Annotated in this window: 17 protein-coding genes; 7 read left to right on the plus strand and 10 right to left on the minus strand. The window is 46.3% G+C overall.

What is annotated here, in order from left to right; all coding sequences use genetic code 11:
• Window position 1: 1 nt before the first annotated feature.
• Entirely contained in the window at window positions 2-1261 is a 1260-nt protein-coding gene (locus tag L6466_RS00370) for a Na+/H+ antiporter NhaC family protein (RefSeq protein ID WP_237793781.1), read from the minus strand.
• Between the two features lie 124 nt (window positions 1262-1385).
• Between L6466_RS00370 and L6466_RS00375 the strand changes: the two genes are divergently transcribed.
• Window positions 1386-1901, plus strand: a complete 516-nt coding sequence (locus L6466_RS00375; protein WP_091817548.1) for an OmpH/Skp family outer membrane protein — start codon at window positions 1386-1388, stop codon at window positions 1899-1901.
• Window positions 1898-2734, plus strand: coding sequence for a glutamate racemase (gene murI / locus L6466_RS00380; RefSeq protein ID WP_237793779.1), 837 nt, complete (start codon window positions 1898-1900; stop codon window positions 2732-2734). Before L6466_RS00375 ends, murI begins: the two co-directional genes overlap by 4 nt.
• Here murI and L6466_RS00385 read toward each other — a convergent pair.
• The 4 genes from L6466_RS00385 to aroQ all read right to left on the minus strand — a co-directional run bounded on the left by L6466_RS00385 (window position 2726) and on the right by aroQ (window position 5463).
• Window positions 2726-3955, minus strand: coding sequence for an FtsX-like permease family protein (locus tag L6466_RS00385; RefSeq protein WP_237802410.1), 1230 nt, complete (start codon window positions 3953-3955; stop codon window positions 2726-2728). The genes murI and L6466_RS00385 overlap by 9 nt on opposite strands.
• 38 nt (window positions 3956-3993) lie before the next feature.
• A complete protein-coding gene (gene rbfA / locus L6466_RS00390) occupies window positions 3994-4329 on the minus strand; it encodes a 30S ribosome-binding factor RbfA (protein WP_091817540.1) in 336 nt (111 codons plus the stop codon).
• 68 nt (window positions 4330-4397) lie between these two features.
• Window positions 4398-5033 carry an O-methyltransferase gene (locus tag L6466_RS00395; RefSeq protein ID WP_237813019.1) on the minus strand — a complete coding sequence of 212 codons (636 nt, stop codon included), beginning with the start codon at window positions 5031-5033 and terminating at the stop codon, window positions 4398-4400.
• A 10-nt stretch (window positions 5034-5043) separates the two neighbouring features.
• Window positions 5044-5463: a type II 3-dehydroquinate dehydratase gene (gene aroQ, locus L6466_RS00400; protein ID WP_091853454.1), complete on the minus strand. Its 420-nt coding sequence runs from the start codon at window positions 5461-5463 to the stop codon at window positions 5044-5046.
• A 337-nt stretch (window positions 5464-5800) separates the two neighbouring features.
• Between aroQ and L6466_RS00405 the strand changes: the two genes are divergently transcribed.
• The 4 genes from L6466_RS00405 (at window position 5801) to L6466_RS00420 (ending at window position 11737) form a co-directional block, all read left to right on the plus strand.
• Window positions 5801-7312 (plus strand): hypothetical protein, encoded by a 1512-nt coding sequence (locus L6466_RS00405; protein ID WP_237813020.1) that lies wholly within the window; start codon window positions 5801-5803, stop codon window positions 7310-7312.
• Between the two features lie 185 nt (window positions 7313-7497).
• Entirely contained in the window at window positions 7498-9687 is a 2190-nt protein-coding gene (locus tag L6466_RS00410) for a TonB-dependent receptor plug domain-containing protein (RefSeq protein ID WP_237813021.1), read from the plus strand.
• A 77-nt stretch (window positions 9688-9764) separates the two neighbouring features.
• Complete coding sequence (locus L6466_RS00415) at window positions 9765-11132, plus strand: DUF4374 domain-containing protein (RefSeq protein ID WP_237813023.1); 1368 nt, start codon at window positions 9765-9767, stop codon at window positions 11130-11132.
• Window positions 11133-11134: 2 nt separating this feature from the next.
• Window positions 11135-11737, plus strand: coding sequence for a nitroreductase family protein (locus L6466_RS00420; protein ID WP_237813025.1), 603 nt, complete (start codon window positions 11135-11137; stop codon window positions 11735-11737).
• 71 nt (window positions 11738-11808) lie between these two features.
• On the opposite strand, the gene L6466_RS00425 is transcribed toward L6466_RS00420, so the two are convergent.
• The 5 genes from L6466_RS00425 to L6466_RS00445 all read right to left on the minus strand — a co-directional run bounded on the left by L6466_RS00425 (window position 11809) and on the right by L6466_RS00445 (window position 18064).
• A complete protein-coding gene (locus tag L6466_RS00425) occupies window positions 11809-14454 on the minus strand; it encodes a leucine-rich repeat domain-containing protein (protein WP_237813026.1) in 2646 nt (881 codons plus the stop codon).
• 236 nt (window positions 14455-14690) lie between these two features.
• Window positions 14691-15251, minus strand: a complete 561-nt coding sequence (locus tag L6466_RS00430) for a DUF4890 domain-containing protein (protein ID WP_237813027.1) — start codon at window positions 15249-15251, stop codon at window positions 14691-14693.
• A 101-nt stretch (window positions 15252-15352) separates the two neighbouring features.
• Window positions 15353-15649 carry a DUF3784 domain-containing protein gene (locus L6466_RS00435; protein ID WP_237813028.1) on the minus strand — a complete coding sequence of 99 codons (297 nt, stop codon included), beginning with the start codon at window positions 15647-15649 and terminating at the stop codon, window positions 15353-15355.
• 208 nt (window positions 15650-15857) lie between these two features.
• Window positions 15858-17072, minus strand: a complete 1215-nt coding sequence (locus L6466_RS00440) for a VapE domain-containing protein (RefSeq protein ID WP_237813029.1) — start codon at window positions 17070-17072, stop codon at window positions 15858-15860.
• A gap of 650 nt (window positions 17073-17722) precedes the next feature.
• On the minus strand, window positions 17723-18064 hold the full coding sequence (locus L6466_RS00445) for a HigA family addiction module antitoxin (RefSeq protein WP_091853183.1): 342 nt from the start codon (window positions 18062-18064) through the stop codon (window positions 17723-17725).
• A gap of 485 nt (window positions 18065-18549) precedes the next feature.
• Here L6466_RS00445 and L6466_RS00450 point away from each other — a divergent pair, with 485 nt between their 5' ends.
• The gene (locus L6466_RS00450) at window positions 18550-20136 is read left to right on the plus strand and encodes a tetratricopeptide repeat protein (RefSeq protein WP_237813030.1); all 1587 of its coding nucleotides are present in this window, start codon (window positions 18550-18552) and stop codon (window positions 20134-20136) included.
• The last annotated feature ends 74 nt before the right edge of the window (window positions 20137-20210 follow it).

The raw sequence follows: 20210 nt of genomic DNA on the forward strand, positions 1-20210 counted from the left end.
CTTATGAATATTTCCTTGGATAACGGAACAAAATAGCCAATACAAGGGCTATGCCGATGAGCATGGGGTAGAACAGGTGAGGGATGATAATGATGGGATTCAGACCTGATAGCCCAGCTGCAATCAGCACTTGTGCGCCATAGGGCAGCATTCCCTGGGTGAAACAGGAAGCTGTATCAAGGATAGAGGCCGATTTGCGTGGGTCGATACCAAAACGCTTGGCCACATCCTTGGCTATCGGGCCGGTGGTGATGATAGCCACGGTGTTGTTGGCTGTACAGATATTCACCAGACAGGTCAGGACTGCGATGCTCATCTCGCCGCCACGTGTTCCATTGATATTCCTTGTCAGGGCTTTGATGATGAGGTTGATGCCACCGTTGTGACGGATAATCTCCAGCATTCCGCCTGCCAGGATGGTGACGATAATCAGTTCCGACATGCCCATCATACCTTCGTTCATGGCGCTGAACCAGCCAAAAAGGTCGTAGGTTCCATGACTGATGCCGATGATACCAGTGAGGATAATGCCGATAGTCAATGTCAGCAGGACGTTGATACCACATACGGCTAAGATGACAACAGCGAGATAGGGCAGTACGAGCCAGAAGTTCACCTCGCCCACCTCTGCACTTGTGTTGAGGCTGGTTCCCAGGAAGAAATAGACAACAAGCATCAGCAGGGCTACGGGTGCTACGATGCGGATGTTGACGTGGAACTTATCCTTCATGTTGCACCCTTGCGTCTGTGTGGCCACAATGGTGGTGTCGCTGATAAACGAGAGGTTGTCGCCGAAATATGTGCCGCCAACCACCAGTCCTACCATCAAAGGAACGCTGATGCCTGATTGTTGGGCGATGCCCACAGCCAGAGGCGTAAGGGCAGCAATGGTACCACAGCTGGTGCCGATACTCAGGGAGATAAAGCATGAAGCCAGGAAGATGCCTGGGAGGATAGCCTGCTCTGGCAGATAGTTCAGGGCCAGGTTCACGGTGGCATCCACAGCCCCCATTGTCTTTGCCGCTGCAGCGAAGGCACCTGCCAGGATGAAGATAGCCAGCATCAGCACCATCGTAGGATTGCCTGCTCCCTTCGCAAAGATATTGATACGCTCATTCATCGTCCCTTTCACCGTGAGCAGGGAATAGACGGAACTGACGAGGAAGGCTACGGCGATAGGTACTTTATAAAAATCCTGAGCAACGATACTTGTGACCAGATAGAGCACCAGGAATACGATTAATGGACTTAATGCTTTCATCTGCTTAGTTTTATTTCCTGTGCAAAGATACGATTAATAATTGATAAAAACGCTAAATCATTTCGTTATTTGGGAAAATATGCCTAATTTTGCGGCTGAATCATTAGACTGTTTATAATAAGGTATGAAAAAAATTCTCTTAGTGATATTTGCCTGTATCGCCATGGCAGCACAGGCACAGGACAATGCGCCAGCGTTGAAGTTTGGTTATCTGAGTTATGACCTGGCGTTGAAGTCAATGAAGGAATATGCCACCGTACAGATGCGTATGGACTCCCTGCGCAGTGCCTTTAATGCTGAGATGCAGCGTGTGGAGGACGAGTTCAACCGTAAGTATGAGGACTTCCTCGACGGACAGAAGGATTTTCCACGTACCATCCTCTTGAAGCGCCAGACGGAGCTGCAGGAGATGCTCCAGAAGAATGTTGCCTTTAAACAGCAGTCTGTTCAGGAGATGAAGGATACAGAGGCCCAGCTGATGGCACCTCTTCGTATTCATCTGAATGAAGCCATTGCTACGATTGCCCGTGAGCAGGGACTGGCCCTTGTCATCAATACCGATGCCAATGCCTGTCCGTTTATCGAGCCGGCAATGGGTGTCGATGTCAATGAACTTGTTGTTAAGAAACTGAATCGATGAAACTCTCGCAGGCTCCAGGTCCTATAGGTGTCTTTGACAGCGGATATGGCGGACTGACCATCCTGGATGGCATCCGTCAGTTGTTGCCCGAATACGATTATCTGTATCTGGGTGATAATGCCCGTGCCCCTTACGGACCGCGTTCCTTCGATGTGGTTTATGAGTTTACCCGCCAGGCTGTGCAGCGCCTGTTTGAGATGGGATGCCATCTGGTTATCTTAGGCTGTAATACTGCTTCTGCAAAAGCCCTGCGCACCATCCAACAGGTTGACCTTCCCAAATGGGACAAGGACCGCCGCGTATTGGGCGTGATTCGTCCTACGGCTGAGGTTATTGGCTCGCTCACAGAGAGCCGTCATGTTGGAGTGCTGGCCACCGAGGGTACCATCAAGAGCGAGAGCTATAACCTAGAAATCAAGAAGCTCTATCCTGATGTCCAGGTGTCGGGCGTTGCTTGTCCTTTCTGGGTGCCATTGGTGGAATACAATGAGGCCGATTCCCCAGGAGCCGATTATTTTGTGAAGAAGCGTATTGACCAGATTATGGCTCTAGATCCGCAGATAGATGCCATCATCCTTGGTTGCACGCATTATCCCCTGCTGATGCCAAAGATTTTGAAGTATCTGCCAGCAGGTGTGATGGTTGTGCCTCAGGGTGAGTATGTGGCCGAGAGTCTGAAGTCATACCTTGAGCGCCATCCTGAGATGGAAAGGCAGTGCTCTAAGGGGGGCACTGCCCATTACCTCACCACCGAGAATCCTGATAAATTCAAGGAACAGGCTCAGATATTCCTCCACGAACCCGTTGAGGTGGAGAATATCACCTTAGGATAACAGACGTTTGGAGAAATAATGTACGGGATACCAAACGCTGAGGAATCCTACAGCCAATACTGTGATAAAGATGATGATGATATCCAGCGGGTGTACGCTCACTGGATAGGCATTGATGACAAATGCACCCTCACTGCTGCCCAGTGAGATGATGCCGAATGTCTGCTGAATCCAGCAGAGCAGCAGACCTATCAGAATACCGATGATGGCACCGATGGCCGAGATGATACGTCCCTCAAACAGGAATACCTGTGTAATCTGTCGGTCTGTAGCACCCAGGTTGCGCAGCGTCACCACGTCATCCTTCTTGTCGATAATCAGCATGGACAGCGAACCGATGATATTAAAGCATGCCACCATCAGGATAAAGGTCAGGAAGATATAGGCAATGAGCTTTTCTATCTTCATGATGCGAAAGGTGTCATCCTGCTGTTCGTAGCGATCCATCACCTGATACTTCTCGCCTGCAATATCCTTGATTTTCTCTTTCACCGCCTCAAAATCGCAACCCTGTTTCAGGCGCAGTTCCAATGAGGATATCATGCCCTGCTGGTCAAAGATGCGACGGGCAAAGCCGATGCTTGTCAGGATGTAGTTGCGGTCGTATTTCGCCTGCATCACCTCAAACACCACGCCAGGCGAATAGAGTTCATCCTGCACAAACCCATCGGCAGGGTCACTCATATCCAGTTGTCCCTCACGTCGTGGCGCATAGATCTGCAGGGGTTCGCTGTAGCTGATACCCATGCCCAACTGGTCGGCCAGTTGGATGCCCGGCACACCATAATGCAAATCGGCTGCATGCAGTTCAAAGGTGCCGTCGCCGTATAGAATACTCCTGATATGCGTGAGCTGTTCGAAATTGTCCTCTACGCCCTTCACGTGAACCATCGCCTGCCTGCCGTGATAGACCGCCATAGCCTGATCCTCCACGCACTCCGTGGCCACAGCCACCTCGTCAAGTGTCTTTATCTTTATCAGCTTGGGGTCGTCGGCAGCAACCGTCTTTCCCTCTACGGGCACAATCTTGAGTTGTGGGTCGAAGGCCGTGAAGAATGAAGCCACCAGGTCGCTGAAGCCATTAAACACGCTCAGCGTCACCACCATCGCCATTGTGGCCACGGCAACACCAAGCACCGAGATGCCACTAATGATATTAATGGCATTCGTAGATTTCTTAGAGAATATGTAACGACGAGCTATATAGAAGGGAAAATTCATGTGGCGGTAGCAAATTTTTCACTCTTCACTCTTCACTTTTACTTTTTGAGCAATTCATCAATACGTTCGATATAGTCCAGCGAGTCGTCGATAAAGAAGCGCAACTCTGGTACGATACGCAACTGATGGCGTACGCGCTGGCCCAATGCATAACGTATCTGCTGACTGCTCTTCTCAATATTCTGTAGCAATTCCTCACCCTTTTCAGAAGGGAATATGCTCAGATAGGCTGTGCAGATGCTCAGGTCTGGCGAAATCTTCACTCTCGTTACGCTGACCATTACGCCATGCATGGCGCGAGTCTGCTCCTGGAATATCACGCTCAGCTCTTTCTGCAGCAGGCGTGCAATCTTGTTTTGTCTTGTTTCTTGCATTTTATAACATTAAAGATTAAACATTAAAGATTAAAGATTAAGCATGAAACATTAAATCTTTTACTCTTTTATTTCTTTCTAATAAGTGTCAGTCCGTCGCGCAGGGGCAGGATAACCTGTTCCACTCTTGTGTCCTGCGCTATGTGGTCATTAAAGCGGCGTATGCCCTGTGTCTGGTGGTCGCGGTCGTAGGCTGGGTCAGTTACGTGTCCGTCCCACAGTGTGTTGTCTGCCAGAATAAATCCGCCTGGCTTCAAGATGTTGAGCACCATCTCGTAAGTCTCTACATAAGTGCGCTTGTCACCGTCGATGAAGGCCATGTCGAATTCCAATCCCAGTTTGGGCGCCTCTTTAATGGCATCGCCGATGATGAACTCCACCTTGTCTGCCATTGGTGACCCCTCTATCCACGGTCTTGTAAAGTCTTCCTGTTCGTCGTTGATCTCGAAGGTATAGACCTTGCCGCCTTCCTCCAGTCCCTCGGCCATGCAGAGTGCGCTGTAGCCACTGAATGTGCCCACCTCCAGGATGCGCTTGGGACGTATCATCTGTACCAGCATCTTCAGCAGTCGTCCCTGCAGGTGTCCGCTGGCCATTCGTCCGTGCAACATATAGATGTTGGTGGCGCGCCACAGACGATACAGATAGTCGGGCTCCGGCTCTATGTGGGCCAAGATATATGTATCGAGCAATGAATTATTCACTTTTCACTCTTCACTTTTCCTTTATCGCCTCTATAGCCAGGCGATAGCTATCCAGTCCAAATCCACAAATCACACCCTTGCAGGCAGCAGAAATCATGGACTTGTGGCGGAACTCCTCGCGCTGGTGTACGTTAGAGATATGCACCTCTATCACAGGACATCTCAGCGAGCGGATGCAGTCGTGCAGCGCTATGCTGGTATGCGTATAAGCCCCTGCATTCAGCACGATGCCGTCGCAGCTGAAGCCCACCTCCTGCATCTTGTTGATCAGTTCGCCCTCCACATTGCTCTGATAGTAATCTATCTCAATATCGGGGTATCTCTCCTGCAGTTTAGGTAGGAAAACTTCGAACGACTCACTGCCATAGATGCCTGGCTCGCGCACCCCCAGCAGGTTCAGGTTGGGCCCATTGATAATCTGTATTTTCATCTTCTCTTGGTTTATTCGCTGCAAAGATACGAATTTATTTATAAAACCACAAATTATTTCTTTGCTATTGATATATCTGTTTTTCTTCTACGCTTCAATGTGTTGTAATATGTTGTTTACTGCGATAGGGCTTTTTTATTTGAAATAATTAGGTGGTATAAAAAATAATTGGTATATTTGCATCGTCTTTTAACATAAAATAAAAATGGAAAATACTAACCGATTATTGATTTGTGCTCGAGCCATTTCCCGTTCGACACTCCGTTTAGGTCACTTTTGCGCTCACTCAGTAGCAGTTTTTATCGTTATCATGTCCTGTGTCTTTACAGGAAGTATAATGACCTCGTGCTCTGACGATGATGATTCTGTATCCCAAGACTACCAAAAGAAATTGATTGGTGAGTGGATGGCTATGGTTAATCCTGATTTAGAACTTGGTGACGAGAATGATGTTGTGTACGTGCTGCTCTCCTTCAATGAAGATGGCGTGCTTTTTCAAAAAAATTACGATGGTAATACCACAGAACCTCTCAACTGTTGGGAGCGTTCGTGCCGTCATGGCATTTATACCGTGAACGAAGCAGCTCATACCATCCAGTGTGAGTTGTTTGAGGGTGAAGCAAAATTCAGTTTCGTAGGTGACCAGATGATATTTACCGATTCTTCCAATGATGTAGAGATGTCGTTAACCTTCCATCGTCCTTCTAAGGCAGAAAAGGCTCTTCTTTCCATGTATGATCTCTCTTTGGAGGGCAACGACTACTGTGGCAAGTGGTTTATGGTTCAGGAAGAGAATGGCAAATCCACTTATACCATGCTTGATTTTACAGAGGACAGCGGTCTGAAGACCACGCGTTATACTGTGACTGGTGACGAGTGTATTCGCACCGATTGTAGCCAGTTTTATGGTGAGAACAGCTCAGATGAAGATGGACCGATGCTGGAGATTTACAACTCCAATGACTATTTTCAGAGAGAACTGTACTGGTGGAAGGTGAGTGGCAATACGCTGACATTGGAAAAGTGTGATGATAGTGATGAAGAAACAGTCTCAACTTATCATGCTCTTACGAAGGCAGATGCTGCATTGTTGGCAGAACTTGAAAAGAAATGTCCTCTTATTGATAACCTTACAGAGAAGATTAAGGGAAAATGGATGATGGCCGAAGTCAATGGTAAGCCTGTGGTGACAAATTCCAAGCAGGTACTGACTTACGAGACGGCAACGAAATTCTATTATAGTCTTTCCATTAGTGCTATCAGTGACCTGAATGTATGGGTAAACCACTGTGAAGGTCGTTACAATGCCAATGGTACCACTTTGGTACAGTTGGTGAAACTGCCAAATGAAGACATCAAGTTTTCTCAGCAGTTTAATATCCTTTCCGTTACTGACGATGAGATGCAGGTTTACGCCATGAGTGAGACATTTATCGACGACCAGTCATACAGGCTGACGAAAGACTTGAGAGAGCGGAAAGTACGCGTGAAGCATGACTACAGCAATGATATTATAGGTACATGGGAAGGCCGTCTCACCAGCGATCAGGATACCTATAGTGATAACGAGTTGCATCGCTGGGAATACAAGGCCGACGGCACCTTTGTCTATTACCGACAGAATAGCCATGGTGAGTGGGTAGCCGATGTGAACACGATGGCTGAATATTTCGTTGATGGTGTGTTGCTTTGCTCGCGTTGGAAGAATGTGGGCGACGATACCGAGAAACGTGAGAGTTGGGAGATTGCATCTATAGAGAACGGCGTGATGAAATGGACTGCTCTACGTCAGAAAGAGGATGGCTCCACTTTTACTGCCCAGTTCAGTATGACTCGCGTGAATCCGTAAGAGTGTAAGCCTTTTTTTCAAGGCAAGTAACGCTTGCGAAAGCTGAGATACTTAAAAACAATGAGCAGAGTTTCCTTTTTCTGGGAAGCTCTGCTTTATTTTTAATAATTTTTGTGTATTGTGGGTATAATGAAAAACCCGTACCTTTGCACCCGCAAAACTGAACAACGACAATAGGTATTAGGATGACACAAAAACTATTCTTCGCATGTTTGCTGCTTGCAACATGCCAGAACATATTTGCCGACAATGATGATAACGGCAGTAAAAAGACCAACAGCAAACTAGACACATCAACTCCCATTCAACTCAAGGAGGTTACGGTAGTATCAAGTAGCGTGAAGCGTATCAACGAGTCGGCTTTCAATGCCGTCGGGGTAGATACCAAATCACTTCAGAACACCACGCAGAACCTGAGTGACGCCTTACGTCAGGTGCCAGGTGTCAAACTGCGCGAGACGGGTGGCGTGGGTTCCGACATGCAGTTGATGCTGGATGGTTTTTCTGGCAAGCATGTCAAAGTGTTTATCGACGGTGTGCCTCAGGAAGGCGTCGGCCAGTCGTTTGGTCTCAACAATATCCCCGTTACTTATGCCGACCATATAGAGGTCTATCGTGGTGTGGTACCAGTGGAGTTTGGTACAGATGCCATTGGCGGTGTAATCAATGTGGTTACGAAGAAAACTGCCCGCCGTTGGTATCTTGATGCTTCCTATAGCTATGGCTCTTTCAATACCCATAAGTCTAACGTTGATTTCGGACAATATTTCAAAAACGGACTGACTTATGAGATCAATTTCTTCCAGAACTATTCTGATAACAACTATCAGATTGACGCTACCGGTGTGAAGCATTTCCTGGAGGGCGGCGGCAGTCAGCAGAATGCTAAGAAAACAGAGCGCGTAGAGCGTCTGCACGATGCCTATCACAACGAGGCTCTGGTGGTTAAGTTGGGCGTGCTGAACAAGTCGTGGGCCGACCGCCTGATGCTGTCGGCTACACTATCACAGTCGTACAAGGAGATACAGACCGACACCCGTCAGACGGTGGCCTTCGGTGAGCGCCATCGCAAGGGATGGTCGGTGATGCCTGCCCTGGAGTATCGCAAGCGTGACTTGCTGAAGGGGCTGGATGTGGCGGCTACGTTGAACTATAACCGCAACATGACAAATAATATCGATACTGCTACCTACGAGTATAACTGGTTGGGCGATCGCCGCTATAAGAACGGACGTAAGGGTGAGGTGTCTTATCAGGATACCAAGGCCTATAATGACAACTGGAACGCTACCTTTCGTGCCGTCTATCGTCCTGTAGCAGGTCATACCATCACGCTGAACCACCTGATTCAGTCGGTGGACCGAAAGACCAATACCGCCATCGTGGACCTCTCCAATAGTATTAATAAGGTGACGGTGAAGCGCATCACGGGACTGTCGTACCAGTTGGCACCCAACGACCGCTGGAACGCTACTGTTTTTGTGAAAAACTACGACCAGCGTAACTCGGGGCCGCTGGCGCTGAGTGGCAACGACAACACAAGTTATGTGAAGACCCACAACGACGTGAGCACACTGGGCTATGGTGCGGCTGCTGCCTACTATATATTACGTGGTTGGCAACTGAAACTGAGTTATGAGCGTGCCTGCCGTCTGCCAACAACCGATGAATTGTTTGGCGATAACGACCTGGAGCGCGGTAAGTTCGAGTTGAGGCCCGAGCGCAGTCACAACTATAATCTGAACATGAACTATAGCCACACCTTCGACCGCCAGCATGCTCTCTATCTAGAGGGTGGTCTTATCTATCGCCTGACCAAGGACTATATCAAGCGCACCACAGAGAATGTGAGCGGCACCTACTATGGTGCTTACTCGAACCATGGACGTGTGGAAACCAAGGGTTACAACGTGGGACTGCGCTATGACTATCAGCGCTGGTTGAGCGTTGGAGGCAACTGGACGCAGATGGATGTGCGCGATGATGAGAAGACACAGGAGACGGGCTCAAAACAGGCCAACCTGACCTATGGGGCACGCATGCCCAACCTGCCTTACCAGTTTGCTAATGCTGACATGACGCTGCGCTGGCACGACCTGGGTGGCAAGGGCAACCTGCTGAGTTGCACCTACGACCTTTTCTATACACACAGTTTCCCGTTGTTCTCGGAGGTCTATGGCAGCGCATCGAATAAGATGACAGTGCCCACGCAGACGGCCCACAACCTGACGCTGACCTATGCCATGAAGCATGGTAAGTACAATTTCTCCTTGGAGTGCCACAACCTGACGGATGCCAAGCTCTATGACAACTTCAATCTGCAGAAGGCCGGACGTGCTTTCTATGGCAAGGTGCGTATCAACATTGGAGGGTAACAAGCTTTTTCTTCCGACCACGAATTTAATGAATTATTCGAATTGAAATTAATAATAAAATTAAGCGTTAAGTACAAATGAACTACAACATGATTTTCTCAAAGTCTGTACTGGCTGCGGTGGCTATGGCTGCCACTCTGACAGCTTGTAGCAGTGACGACGACACAGTAAACAATGATGAGAATGGCAGCGTCAGCTCGGCCTTCATCTTCAGTGCAACCAATAGCGAGGGCAATGCCAACTATATCGCTACTGTTGGTTCGCTCGACGAGGGTGAGAGTAGTGTGCTGAACAATGGTTTTGAGACCTTCACCGCCACGGAGTGGTTTACCTATAAGAACAAGTACCTGTTCCGCTTGCAGTACAACCAGGGAAATGCTGGTGGCACATCAGCTTACTTCCTGAACTGCAAGGGTGAGATTGAGCAGACCGACTATACCTTTGACATCCAGCGATTCACCACCTATGGTGTCTATGGTGATTATGTCATGACGGCTGCCGCTGCTGCCAGCAGTAAGGTGGATGCTAAGGGTAATGCTGCCTACGGCATCTCAGTGACCTATCTTGATGCAGAGAAGGGCACCACCCGCAACCGTGACATGATTATGTCAGAGAACTTCCTGGGCACAGGCGAGTATGTCACCCTGTCGGGTATGGTTGAGGCCAATGGCAAACTGTATTCTGCTGTGGTACCTCTGGGTCTGAGTGCTTATGGCAGTGAGGTGGAGAACGGAAAGTATATCAAGGCTGGCAATGAGGACCTGTTGGCTGTGGCTGAGAGCGGTGCACGCACGCTGAGCACTACCCAGTATCCTGACTCTAGTTTCGTGGTGATCTATGACAATGAGAAGATGGAGAATCCAACCATCATCCGTACCAACAAGATGAGCTATGCCAGCGGTCGTATGCGCTCACAGTTCTACCAAACCATCTGGGCCGCAGAGAATGGCGATATCTATGTGTTCTCACCTAGTTATGCCCGTCTTCAGACGGATGCCCGCCTGAAGTCAACCCACACGTCGAAGGTGATGCGTATCAAGGCTGGTGCCACCGAGTTTGACGAGACCTATGGTGCTGTGGATCTCGAGTCAAAGGCTGGTATGCCCCTGTTCCGCTGCTGGAGCATGTCTGGCGACTATTTCCTCTGCCAGTTCTATGGAGCCGGTATCAACACCATGGGTACTGGTGCCAATGTGTTGGGCATCTATCAGGGCTCTACCAAGGAGTTTAAGACGATTCAGGGTCTGCCTTCTACCGACGTAATCACTTCTTACAGTAAGCGTCCTTACACAGAGAACGGTCTGACTTATATCGCTGTGCAGACCAATGACGGTCAGAAGCCTGCTGTCTATAGCATCGACCCCAAGACGGGTATTGCTAAGCGCGGTATTGAGATTGAGTGTGGAACCATCAGCTATGCTGGTAAACTATTTGCAGTGAAATGAATATGAATAAGATTATAATGACGCTGGCTTTTATGCTGACAAGCATCGCCAGCCATGCTCAACTGAGCACAGAGGCACAGGCCGTTATCAATAATATTATGACACGTGCCAGCGTGCGTGGGTTTATTGAGAAACCTGTGGAGCAGGAGAAGATTGATCTGATGTTGCGTGCTGCTATGGCTGCACCCACCGATAAAAACAAACAGCCCTGGCATTTTGTAGTGCTTAATACACCAGAGACCATAAGCTCGTATTATGGTGATAATCCACGTGCCGAACGTATGAAGAAGACGCCTCTGGTTATCGTGGTCTGTGCTGACACCACCCGCATGCAGCAAGGTGAGGTGCGTGATATCTGGGTACAGGATCTCTCGGCCTCTACCGAGAACCTGCTGCTGGCTGCCCATGCACTCGACCTGGGTGCTGTGTGGACTACCATTTATCCGCTTGAGAAGCGCGTACAGGATGTGCAGCAGAGACTGAATCTGCCTGGTCGCCTAATTCCCATGTGTGCCATACGCATAGGCTATCCCAACCCAGAACGTCCTGCCCAGCCCAAGGATAAGTGGGACGAGCAGAAAGTAACCTATGGATTATGGAAATAATACTTAGGATGGCATCTCGCTGATAGCGACACGTCGTTTCGCTGATTGTGAAACGACGTGTCGCTCTTCTATTACTTTACATGAACCTTTCTTCCGTTAACGATGTTCAATCCCTTCTGCAAGTGACGGATTCGCTGACCCTGAAGGTTGTAGATTCCTTTCTTGTTTTCTGCCTTGTTATCGTTTATAACTTCTATCTCTTTTGTCTGCATTTCGTATAAGTTGAAATCATCAGCTGTGAAGATACACTTTCCGTCTTCATAGCAGGATAAGAAGTTTTCTCCATGAAGAATACCGTTATAAGGTACTAGGGCATATAGTTCCATGAAGTTCCAGCCTTTTCTACAACCCACACCCTCGACAATTTGTTCAGGACCAATGTACTCGTAAGGCTCTGTAGGGTCATATTGCTCTGATACGTCATAATGTAACACATTGAGAAGTTGATAATATTGGAACCGCATGGGTTTGATGTCAGTAAGCTGATAGCGAATAGGTTCGTCTGAAGGCGTATAGTCGTCGCCAACAGACATACCGAAATCATAGAGCAACTGGTCGCCATCATCACTGGTATACTGCCACACCTTTCTGTCCTCCTCACGAAGAGCGCAATAGTATTCACTGCCCTCTTCGCTTATGCGATACATTTTATAATATGCCTTGCCGTCTATTTCTGTGGTGCCGTTGATGACATACGAGACATCCTTCGTCCATTGCTCATCATCCAATAAGTTGTGATAATACTCTTGATAGTTCCACGTCTTTCCTTCTTTCAAGAAAGGATGGTAAGCCTCATACAGCGTTTGCTCGTCTGCCTTACAGATGCGTAACATCGATATGGCACCAGGCTTCATTCGCCCGTAGGCTCCTTGTACACCTCCATAGAGTGAGCCAATACCTTCAATCCACACATCGTCAGTTTCCTTTGAATCAGACCAACTTAGATACAGGCATTTGCGTGGCGTCTTATCAACAGAGGTAGCTATCACGGTGTCTTTCACGGCCGTTACGACAAAGTCCTCGTAGCCGTCATTCGGGTCACTAGTAAGCGTTTGGCGATAGGTGTCACCAACCTTTAATGTGAAATCCATGACTTGAATAGTATTCTTCGTCTGCTGGTTATAGAGATACACCTTTCCGTCTGCCTCACCCACATACTCATTGGTTTCTTTCCAATTGCTTGGGCCATCTTGGTCATACTGCCAGCTCGAACTGACTATTTGCTTGAACGTCATGCCATCTACCTCTATCGCAGAGCCAAGTTTAATCTGTTGATAACTGAAAGTATGTTGATACTCAGGACTAACAGTTCCCAAAGAAGCCATTGTCCACTCTTTACCGTCTTCTACAAACGGGAGGTAGTCGTTCTGAGCCGGCAGTGCCACGATTTCTTTGAAGTTCTTCCAAGGCTCTGTAGCTTGATATGCGCTGATGGATGCTGCAGGAACATGGAGGGTTACTTTAGAAAGGTTAACGTTGCCAAAAACATTTTGGCTTGTATTGGGTACTATCTTTGCCTGGCAGTATACATTTTTAAGGTTGGAAAGAGATCCAAAAGCAAAAAAATCGATGAAATTGATGCTTTCTGGCAATGAGATGGACTCCAATCTGCTGCATCCTTCGAAAGCAGAATAGCCAATGGTGGTTACTCCCTCTGGAATGACGACAGATTTCAGTTTTGTACAATCCTTAAAAAGGTAAATTGACAATTCTTTGATGCTTGACGGAAGAGTGACTTCTTCTAAGCTTTTGCTACTTGCAAATAAACTATAGCCTAGTGTTTCGATGTTGTCGGGCAATACTATTTTTTTCAGGTACTTGCTATTAAAAAAAGCCCCATCTCCCGCAGTCTTCACGCTGGCAGGCACGGTGTACAACTCTCGAGTAGCCCCCGCAGGATAACCTATAAGAGTTGTCGTGTCCTTATTGAAAAGCACACCGTCAACAGAACAAATCGCAGGATTCCCTTCCTCAACCTCTATTGATTCCACTGAAAAGCAATCTACAAATGGATTGTATTTAAATCCCTCATTACTGCCAAAATCAGTGTTCTTGACGGTTTTAGGTATAATAATTTTGGTGATTCTTGAATTCTTAGAAAATACACTCTGGTTAACACTGGTAACTGTATATTTCTCGCCTTCGTATTCTACTTCAGACGGTATTTGAAGTGTTGTCACATTATTATCCCATGTGTTTTGATATATCAGTTTGGCTTGATGTGAAACCTTCAATAATCTAAACTTCAAACCATCTATGACAACATCTTTTGTCTGATATTCCAAGACTAATGGCTCACCCTCGGTCAGTTCTACCTGTCCTTCATACCACCAGCACGTTAAATAGAAATTGTTTTTCTCCAGATCGCGCACCGTATAGGATATGTTGAAAGGGCAGGTACAGTCCATATAAGCAGGGATAACAGGTGTTACGTTGATGGCTACGGTGGGGTTTTCGTTGTTGCCATCAATTATCTTGTTTTCCACCTCGAAACCTGTTGTACCGCAGTTGCTTGTATAGTTAAGCAGTTCTACTGACAAAATGTTTTCCTCCTTCGTCAGTTTAATTGTTGGCGAAGTGGCAATTTCAGCTCCTCGGCTATGTGACAGACAACCACTGCTAATAGGTTCTGAGGCACTTAATTCCTGTTCTTGTGCCTTTATTGTTTTTATTCCAAACAATAAGACAACGATTAAGGCAAATGCGATCTTCTTCATATCTTTCTTTTTTAGTTATCAGTTTTTCTATGAATATGTACAACGACAGAGTTTATATTGTTATAGGTTATCATGAGTTCTCGGTTGCAAAGATACGATAATATTTCGAAAGTTGTACCAGTGGTCTATGGAAAAATTCTGTTGAGGCAATGGAAAGTCCCCCAAGCACCGATGACATATCTTTAATAAAAAAAACACAGGACCCAAATTTGAGCCCTGTGCGATAATGCAAGATATTAATGTGTAAGTTCTTGCTGTCCACCTAAAAGGAATTCCTTCACCCTTCTCTGTGATGCAAATTGGGGTTTTATCTTTTCGTATCCCTGCATCTGACTCTCGGAGAGAATTTTCTTGATGGCCTTGTCGTATTTCTGCTGTTTCTTGTCGTAGTCGTACGACTTTTCTGCGGCCTGACCTCCAGACATTCCGCCACCCATAGGTCTGCCCATGCCACCTCTGCCGCCTGGCATTTCACCTGGCATGCCTCCGCCGAAGCCACCGCCTCCGAAGTCGCCTCCGCCTCCGAAACCGCCATCAGGACCTCCTTGTGGCATATCACCCATGTCAGGGCGCTGGCGCTCAGGGGCTTTTCTCTCTTCGCCCTCTATCAGCGTCTTGTACTTCTTGTTGAGCTTTGCCACTTTTTTCTGTTGCTTGGCGTCCAGTTGAAGTTCTTTCGTCATCAGCGCCGTCATCTGTTCGTAGCTGACGTGTTTTCTCTTGGGACCCTTTTCCTGTGCCGTCATGCTTCCTGAAATCAGGAGCAGACAAACCAATAATAGTTGGATTCTTCGCATATCAGTATCGTTTTCGTTATTTTATGGTGCAAAGATATAAGGTTGCAACATAACAGCGAAATAACTTCAATGAAGCCTCCAATACTTTCAGCGAATCTCTTCTATTTCTTCATGGCCCATGTATTGGCCAGCACCAAAACGATGATGGTCAGTACAACGATGATGCCTGCAATAGTCAGCCCTAAAGATACATCGTTTTCATCGTTGGGGATGAAAAACAAAGGAGCTATGATAACTGAAAGACCGCCTATCAAGAGCCTCAGTCTCTTAATGTTTACCTTCTCCTTTTCTTCTTCTGATGCCGTATTATACCCTGCAATAAGCATATCGCCTTTTCCTGCAAGTATGATGACGCCTATTACAACCAGAATCGCTGCTATGATACTCTGTACAATCATAATTCTTTAGTTAAACAAATTTACAGGGCAAAGATAGTATATTTTTTTCAATTCTTATTCTCTTCGTGCAATATTTAACGATAGTTTAGAATTTAACCCTCACACCCTCACATTTCTCTGAAAACCCCAGTGTTTATCGGGGCTGAGGCGTGTGACCCTTTTCGAAAAAGGGTCACACGAAGGGTCACATGAACCCTCACATGCTGCCTCAGGCCGACTTCTTGGGAACGGCCTTGTAGAAGGCCACATGACTATGGTCCACAGATTCATAGCCCAGCTCCTTCAGCGTTCGTCCCAGATACATACGGTTCTTCATGCTGACGTCCACAGAACTGAACTTCTCATGAATGATTTCCAGTATCTGCGCACAACTGATAGACTTCACCTGTTCGCCCTCTTTGGGCTTGCGAAAGCAGACCTCCACAATCTTTGCCAGATCTTTCTCGCCCATAAATTGATGGTTGAGTTGCTGTATACGCGCCACCTCGTCGTTGTTAAACCAGTAAGGTGCCTTCTGCTCCCTCAGTTCATAGATCACCTGCGCATAGAGCTGGTCATAGTCTATCTCGCCAGCGTTATCGATATACTGCCCCTGCGGAATCTGCAGACAGATATAGCGGCGACTGCCTGTGACGTCCGACAGCGGATGAGGATTATTCGTTGTAGAGACGAACGAGGCAAAGCGGGCACGGTCTTCCTGCGCACATCCGTAGATAGGACGTCCGTTCACCTTACTCTTAGAGAGCGTCTGCTTCAGGGATGCCTGCTGACTGGGACGGATAGCCTCCAACTCATCCAGACAGACCAGCAGGTTGTTTGTCAGGGCCATCTCCTTATCGAACTTGTTCGACAGGTTCAGATGGTCCAGGAAATACTGGCGCAGGTTGGCTGGAAGCAGGCGCTTGAAAAAGGTGGTTTTACCACATCCCTGGGCGCCGATGAGCGTAGGCACAATCTCGTTGCCGTGCAGGGTGTCCATCTGGAGCCAGTGGGCCACCGTAGAGCGGAGCCAGATGGAGAGGAAAGCCAGCTGCTCAGAACTGAGTCCTGGCAGGCGCGAGAAGAGTTGGGCCACATGGTTCTGTCCGTCCCACTGTGGCAGGTTGTCCAGGTATTCGCGGATAGGATTGTACGCGCATACCTCTTCTGAATGGATAAATTCCACGATATCCGTCTTGGGATTGCTGCCCTCGCAGATATCCTCGCGCTTGGCACGCAGGATGATGCTGTTCAGGGCCTCCTGGGTCAGCGGACGATAGGCAGATGCCTGGCTATCAGCCTGCTTTGTGGCGAACTCCACCTTTCCGTTCAACAGGTTGCGACGGAAACAGTAGTTCTCGGTTAGAAACTGTTCTGCGGCGAGCGCAGACACGACAGGAGCATTGAGAGCCCCACCGTTGATGAGTACTTTGTTTTTTTGCATAAAAAGATTTTTAAATTATGTTTTAAATGGTTTTTTAAGGTCCCCCGTCTCAGGTTATCCTTGCACCCGCAGATACCCCCACGAATGCAACCGCAAAGGTACAAAAAAAATGGCCGGTTTGCAAGAGTTTTACCAAAAAAGTTGCAATTTATTTTGGTTTTAACACTTTATTCTGGACGAAAAAAACTGGGGAACGTCAGACTGGGAAAAATACGTCGTTGACGTACTCTGAGTACGTCGTCCGCGGACTCTCAGTACGTCCCCTACGTACGGGCTTATTGACTATCTTCCAACTTTCATCTGCAAAACAGGTTGAGACGGCATGTGAGGGTTCATGTGACCCTTCGTATGACCCTTTTTCGAAAAGGGTCACATGCCTTAGCCCCGATAAGCACTGGGGTTTTCAGAAAAATGTGAGGGTGTGAGGGTTATCACGCAAAAACTGTATTTGACAGTCAACCCAAATCAGAAAACGTCAGTCACAAAGCCTTTTTTGCAAGAAATCTCATGTCCAGTCAGAAACTATAGGTTAAGGCATCCCAAGTCAGGGATTAAGGACTCGTAAACCTATGACTTAGCAACTGGAAACCATTGAGTTACGATCACTAACTCATTGAGTTGCTACCCCAAACTCAATGAGTTGTAGATCACTAAAATACTGCTGCAATCTTTCGGATAAGCTCCAGGCGCTTCATAAAGGAGCGGTCTTGCTTCATTTTCTGCATGTTATAGTCTGCCTGTAACCCTAACCAAATATTAGCATCCGTGCCGAGAGCAGCCTCCAATAGCAATGCGTATTCTGTAGTCACAGGACGCTTGCCATTCAGTATTTCGTTAAACACAGTATATGACACTCCCATCTGCTTGGCCAAATCCTTCTGAGTAAGGCCACGCGCTGCAATCTCATCCTTTATCATTTCGCCTGGATGAATCAGCATAGATGACACCATATTGTTAGCAACTTTTTCTTTCATGTTATCAATCTTAGCCATACCTTATTATTTCGGGTCAAAGATAATAAGATATATTCAAATTCGCAAAAAATCAAATTCCTTTTTTAAGTGTTTAACAAAAGATTTTCTGAACTTCCAAAGTAATTCATGAAAATAATGAAGGGTAACTCAATGAATTTCAATCTCAAAGTTATTGTAATTTGGTTACAAAGTAATTCAGCTCAAGGTCGTCTGAACACGATGAGGGTGTAGTGTTAGGGGGAGTGTTTGGTGTAGTGTTGGGGTTAGAGTTTCACTAACACTAACCCCTTCGCTTTCGCTTTGTATAAAGGCTTTTCCATAGATTTGGTGGGGATGTAGGGCCAAAATCGAGAAGTATCATTCAAAAAGTCATCCAGAAAAAAGTCTCAGTAATATTTGCAAGGGAAAAATATTTTACCTATCTTTGCAGCATGCAACTGATTAATCACCTCCTAATCATAATATTTTGCATGGCTGTTTGGTCATGCAATGACCATCAGCAGATGCTGAGCCAGCTTGAAGAACTGGAACGACAAAACCTTGCCGACTCCCTGATGACCAATGACTCGTTGGCCATAAACCTCTGTGATTATTTCGACAATCATGGTACTCCCAACGAGCGATTGCGTGCCCATTATATGCTGGCTCGCACCTATACGGATAGAGGAGAAGCCCCACAGGCGCTGGAAGAGTTTCAGCGTGCTATAGAGAGTGTGGATACGACAGAAACGGATTGTGATTTCTCAAGACTTTCTAGAGTCTATGGTCAGATGGCATCATTACTTTATGATAACAATCTACCACGAAACGCTTTGCAGGCTTACCGTAATGCCTATAACTTCTCGTCTAAGGCTAATGAGGGTGCTATTGCTGTGGAATATTATGCTTTTCAGGCAAGTTGTTATTATGACCTAAATTTGCCTGATAGTTTTCTGTATATTTCAGAAAATGCCATTCGTATGTTTAAGGAATATGATGATACGCTTTCTGCTAATACGGGAAAAGGGCCGATTTCTTACCTTATGGTAAAGCGAGGTGAATATACAAAGGCAAAGGCTTATCTTGATAGCTACGAATATCATTCGCATATAAATAAGCAGACCATACAGACATCTGAAAATAGGAAACTGCTCTATTATTATAAAGGATTCTATTTTCAGAAAATTTGCTTATGTGATTCTGCTTTATACTACTATTATAAGACCCTTTATTCGAGTAAATCGCCCAACAATATCTCGCTGGCATGTCAGGGCTTATATGAAACTTATAGTATGCTGCATAAGAGTGATTCAGTTGTAAAATATGCTCTTTTGTATGCAAATCACATAGCAGAAACAGAAAAAACAGCTTCTTCGGCTGCCTTGTTAAGTATACAGCATCTGTATGACTATCACTCTTACAAATCTGCTGCAGAAAGTAAAACCATAGAAGCGATGAAATCAAGACAAAGAATAGTGGTTCTTACTTTGATTCTTGTATTAACCCTAATCGTTTCTGTGTATGTAGTCTATCGGCTTAGAAAATACATAAGATTGGTGAAACAAAGAATCCGTGCAAAATATTTCTCTGATATTCATGAGTATAGTGTGGTTAAAGACGCTTTACGAGAGGCTAAAGGCAAAAATGCTTTTCACGAACATCTTGCTATTCGGGCTCAGTCAAATTTAGAAGACTTCAAAAAAGACATAGAGAATACGCAGAATAAATATTCTGAAGAAGATTGTTGGGGACTTTCAGATGTATTGCAGAATTCTTCCATCGTGATGCTTTTAAGAGATAAAGCTGCAAAGGGTGAAAAGCCCACAGATCAGGAATTGGTAGAGTTTCGTAATAAGGTCTCACTGTTTCTTCCTGAAACTTTAACTACGCTTTTTATGAAAAAAAAGGATATTTCTACAAAAGAAAAGTATATCTGCCTTTTCGTTTTTGCACGTTTCTCTCCAAAAGAGATATGTGTTCTCATGGGTACGAAGTCTGCAAATCTCTCAAATACCCGAAAAAGACTCAATGGGAAACTATTCGGTTCTGACGGTAGTGCAAAGGAGTTTGATGAAAAAATTCTGGGTTTTTCACAAATTTCACATTTGTAACTTATTGATATTTTGGAGTTTGTGATTTTGTGAACTTTGTGAGGCGGCTTTCCGAGGTTCTTTTCTTTCTTTTT

The sequence above is a fragment of the Prevotella communis genome, assembly GCF_022024175.1.
Taxonomy (GTDB): Bacteria; Bacteroidota; Bacteroidia; order Bacteroidales; family Bacteroidaceae; genus Prevotella; species Prevotella communis.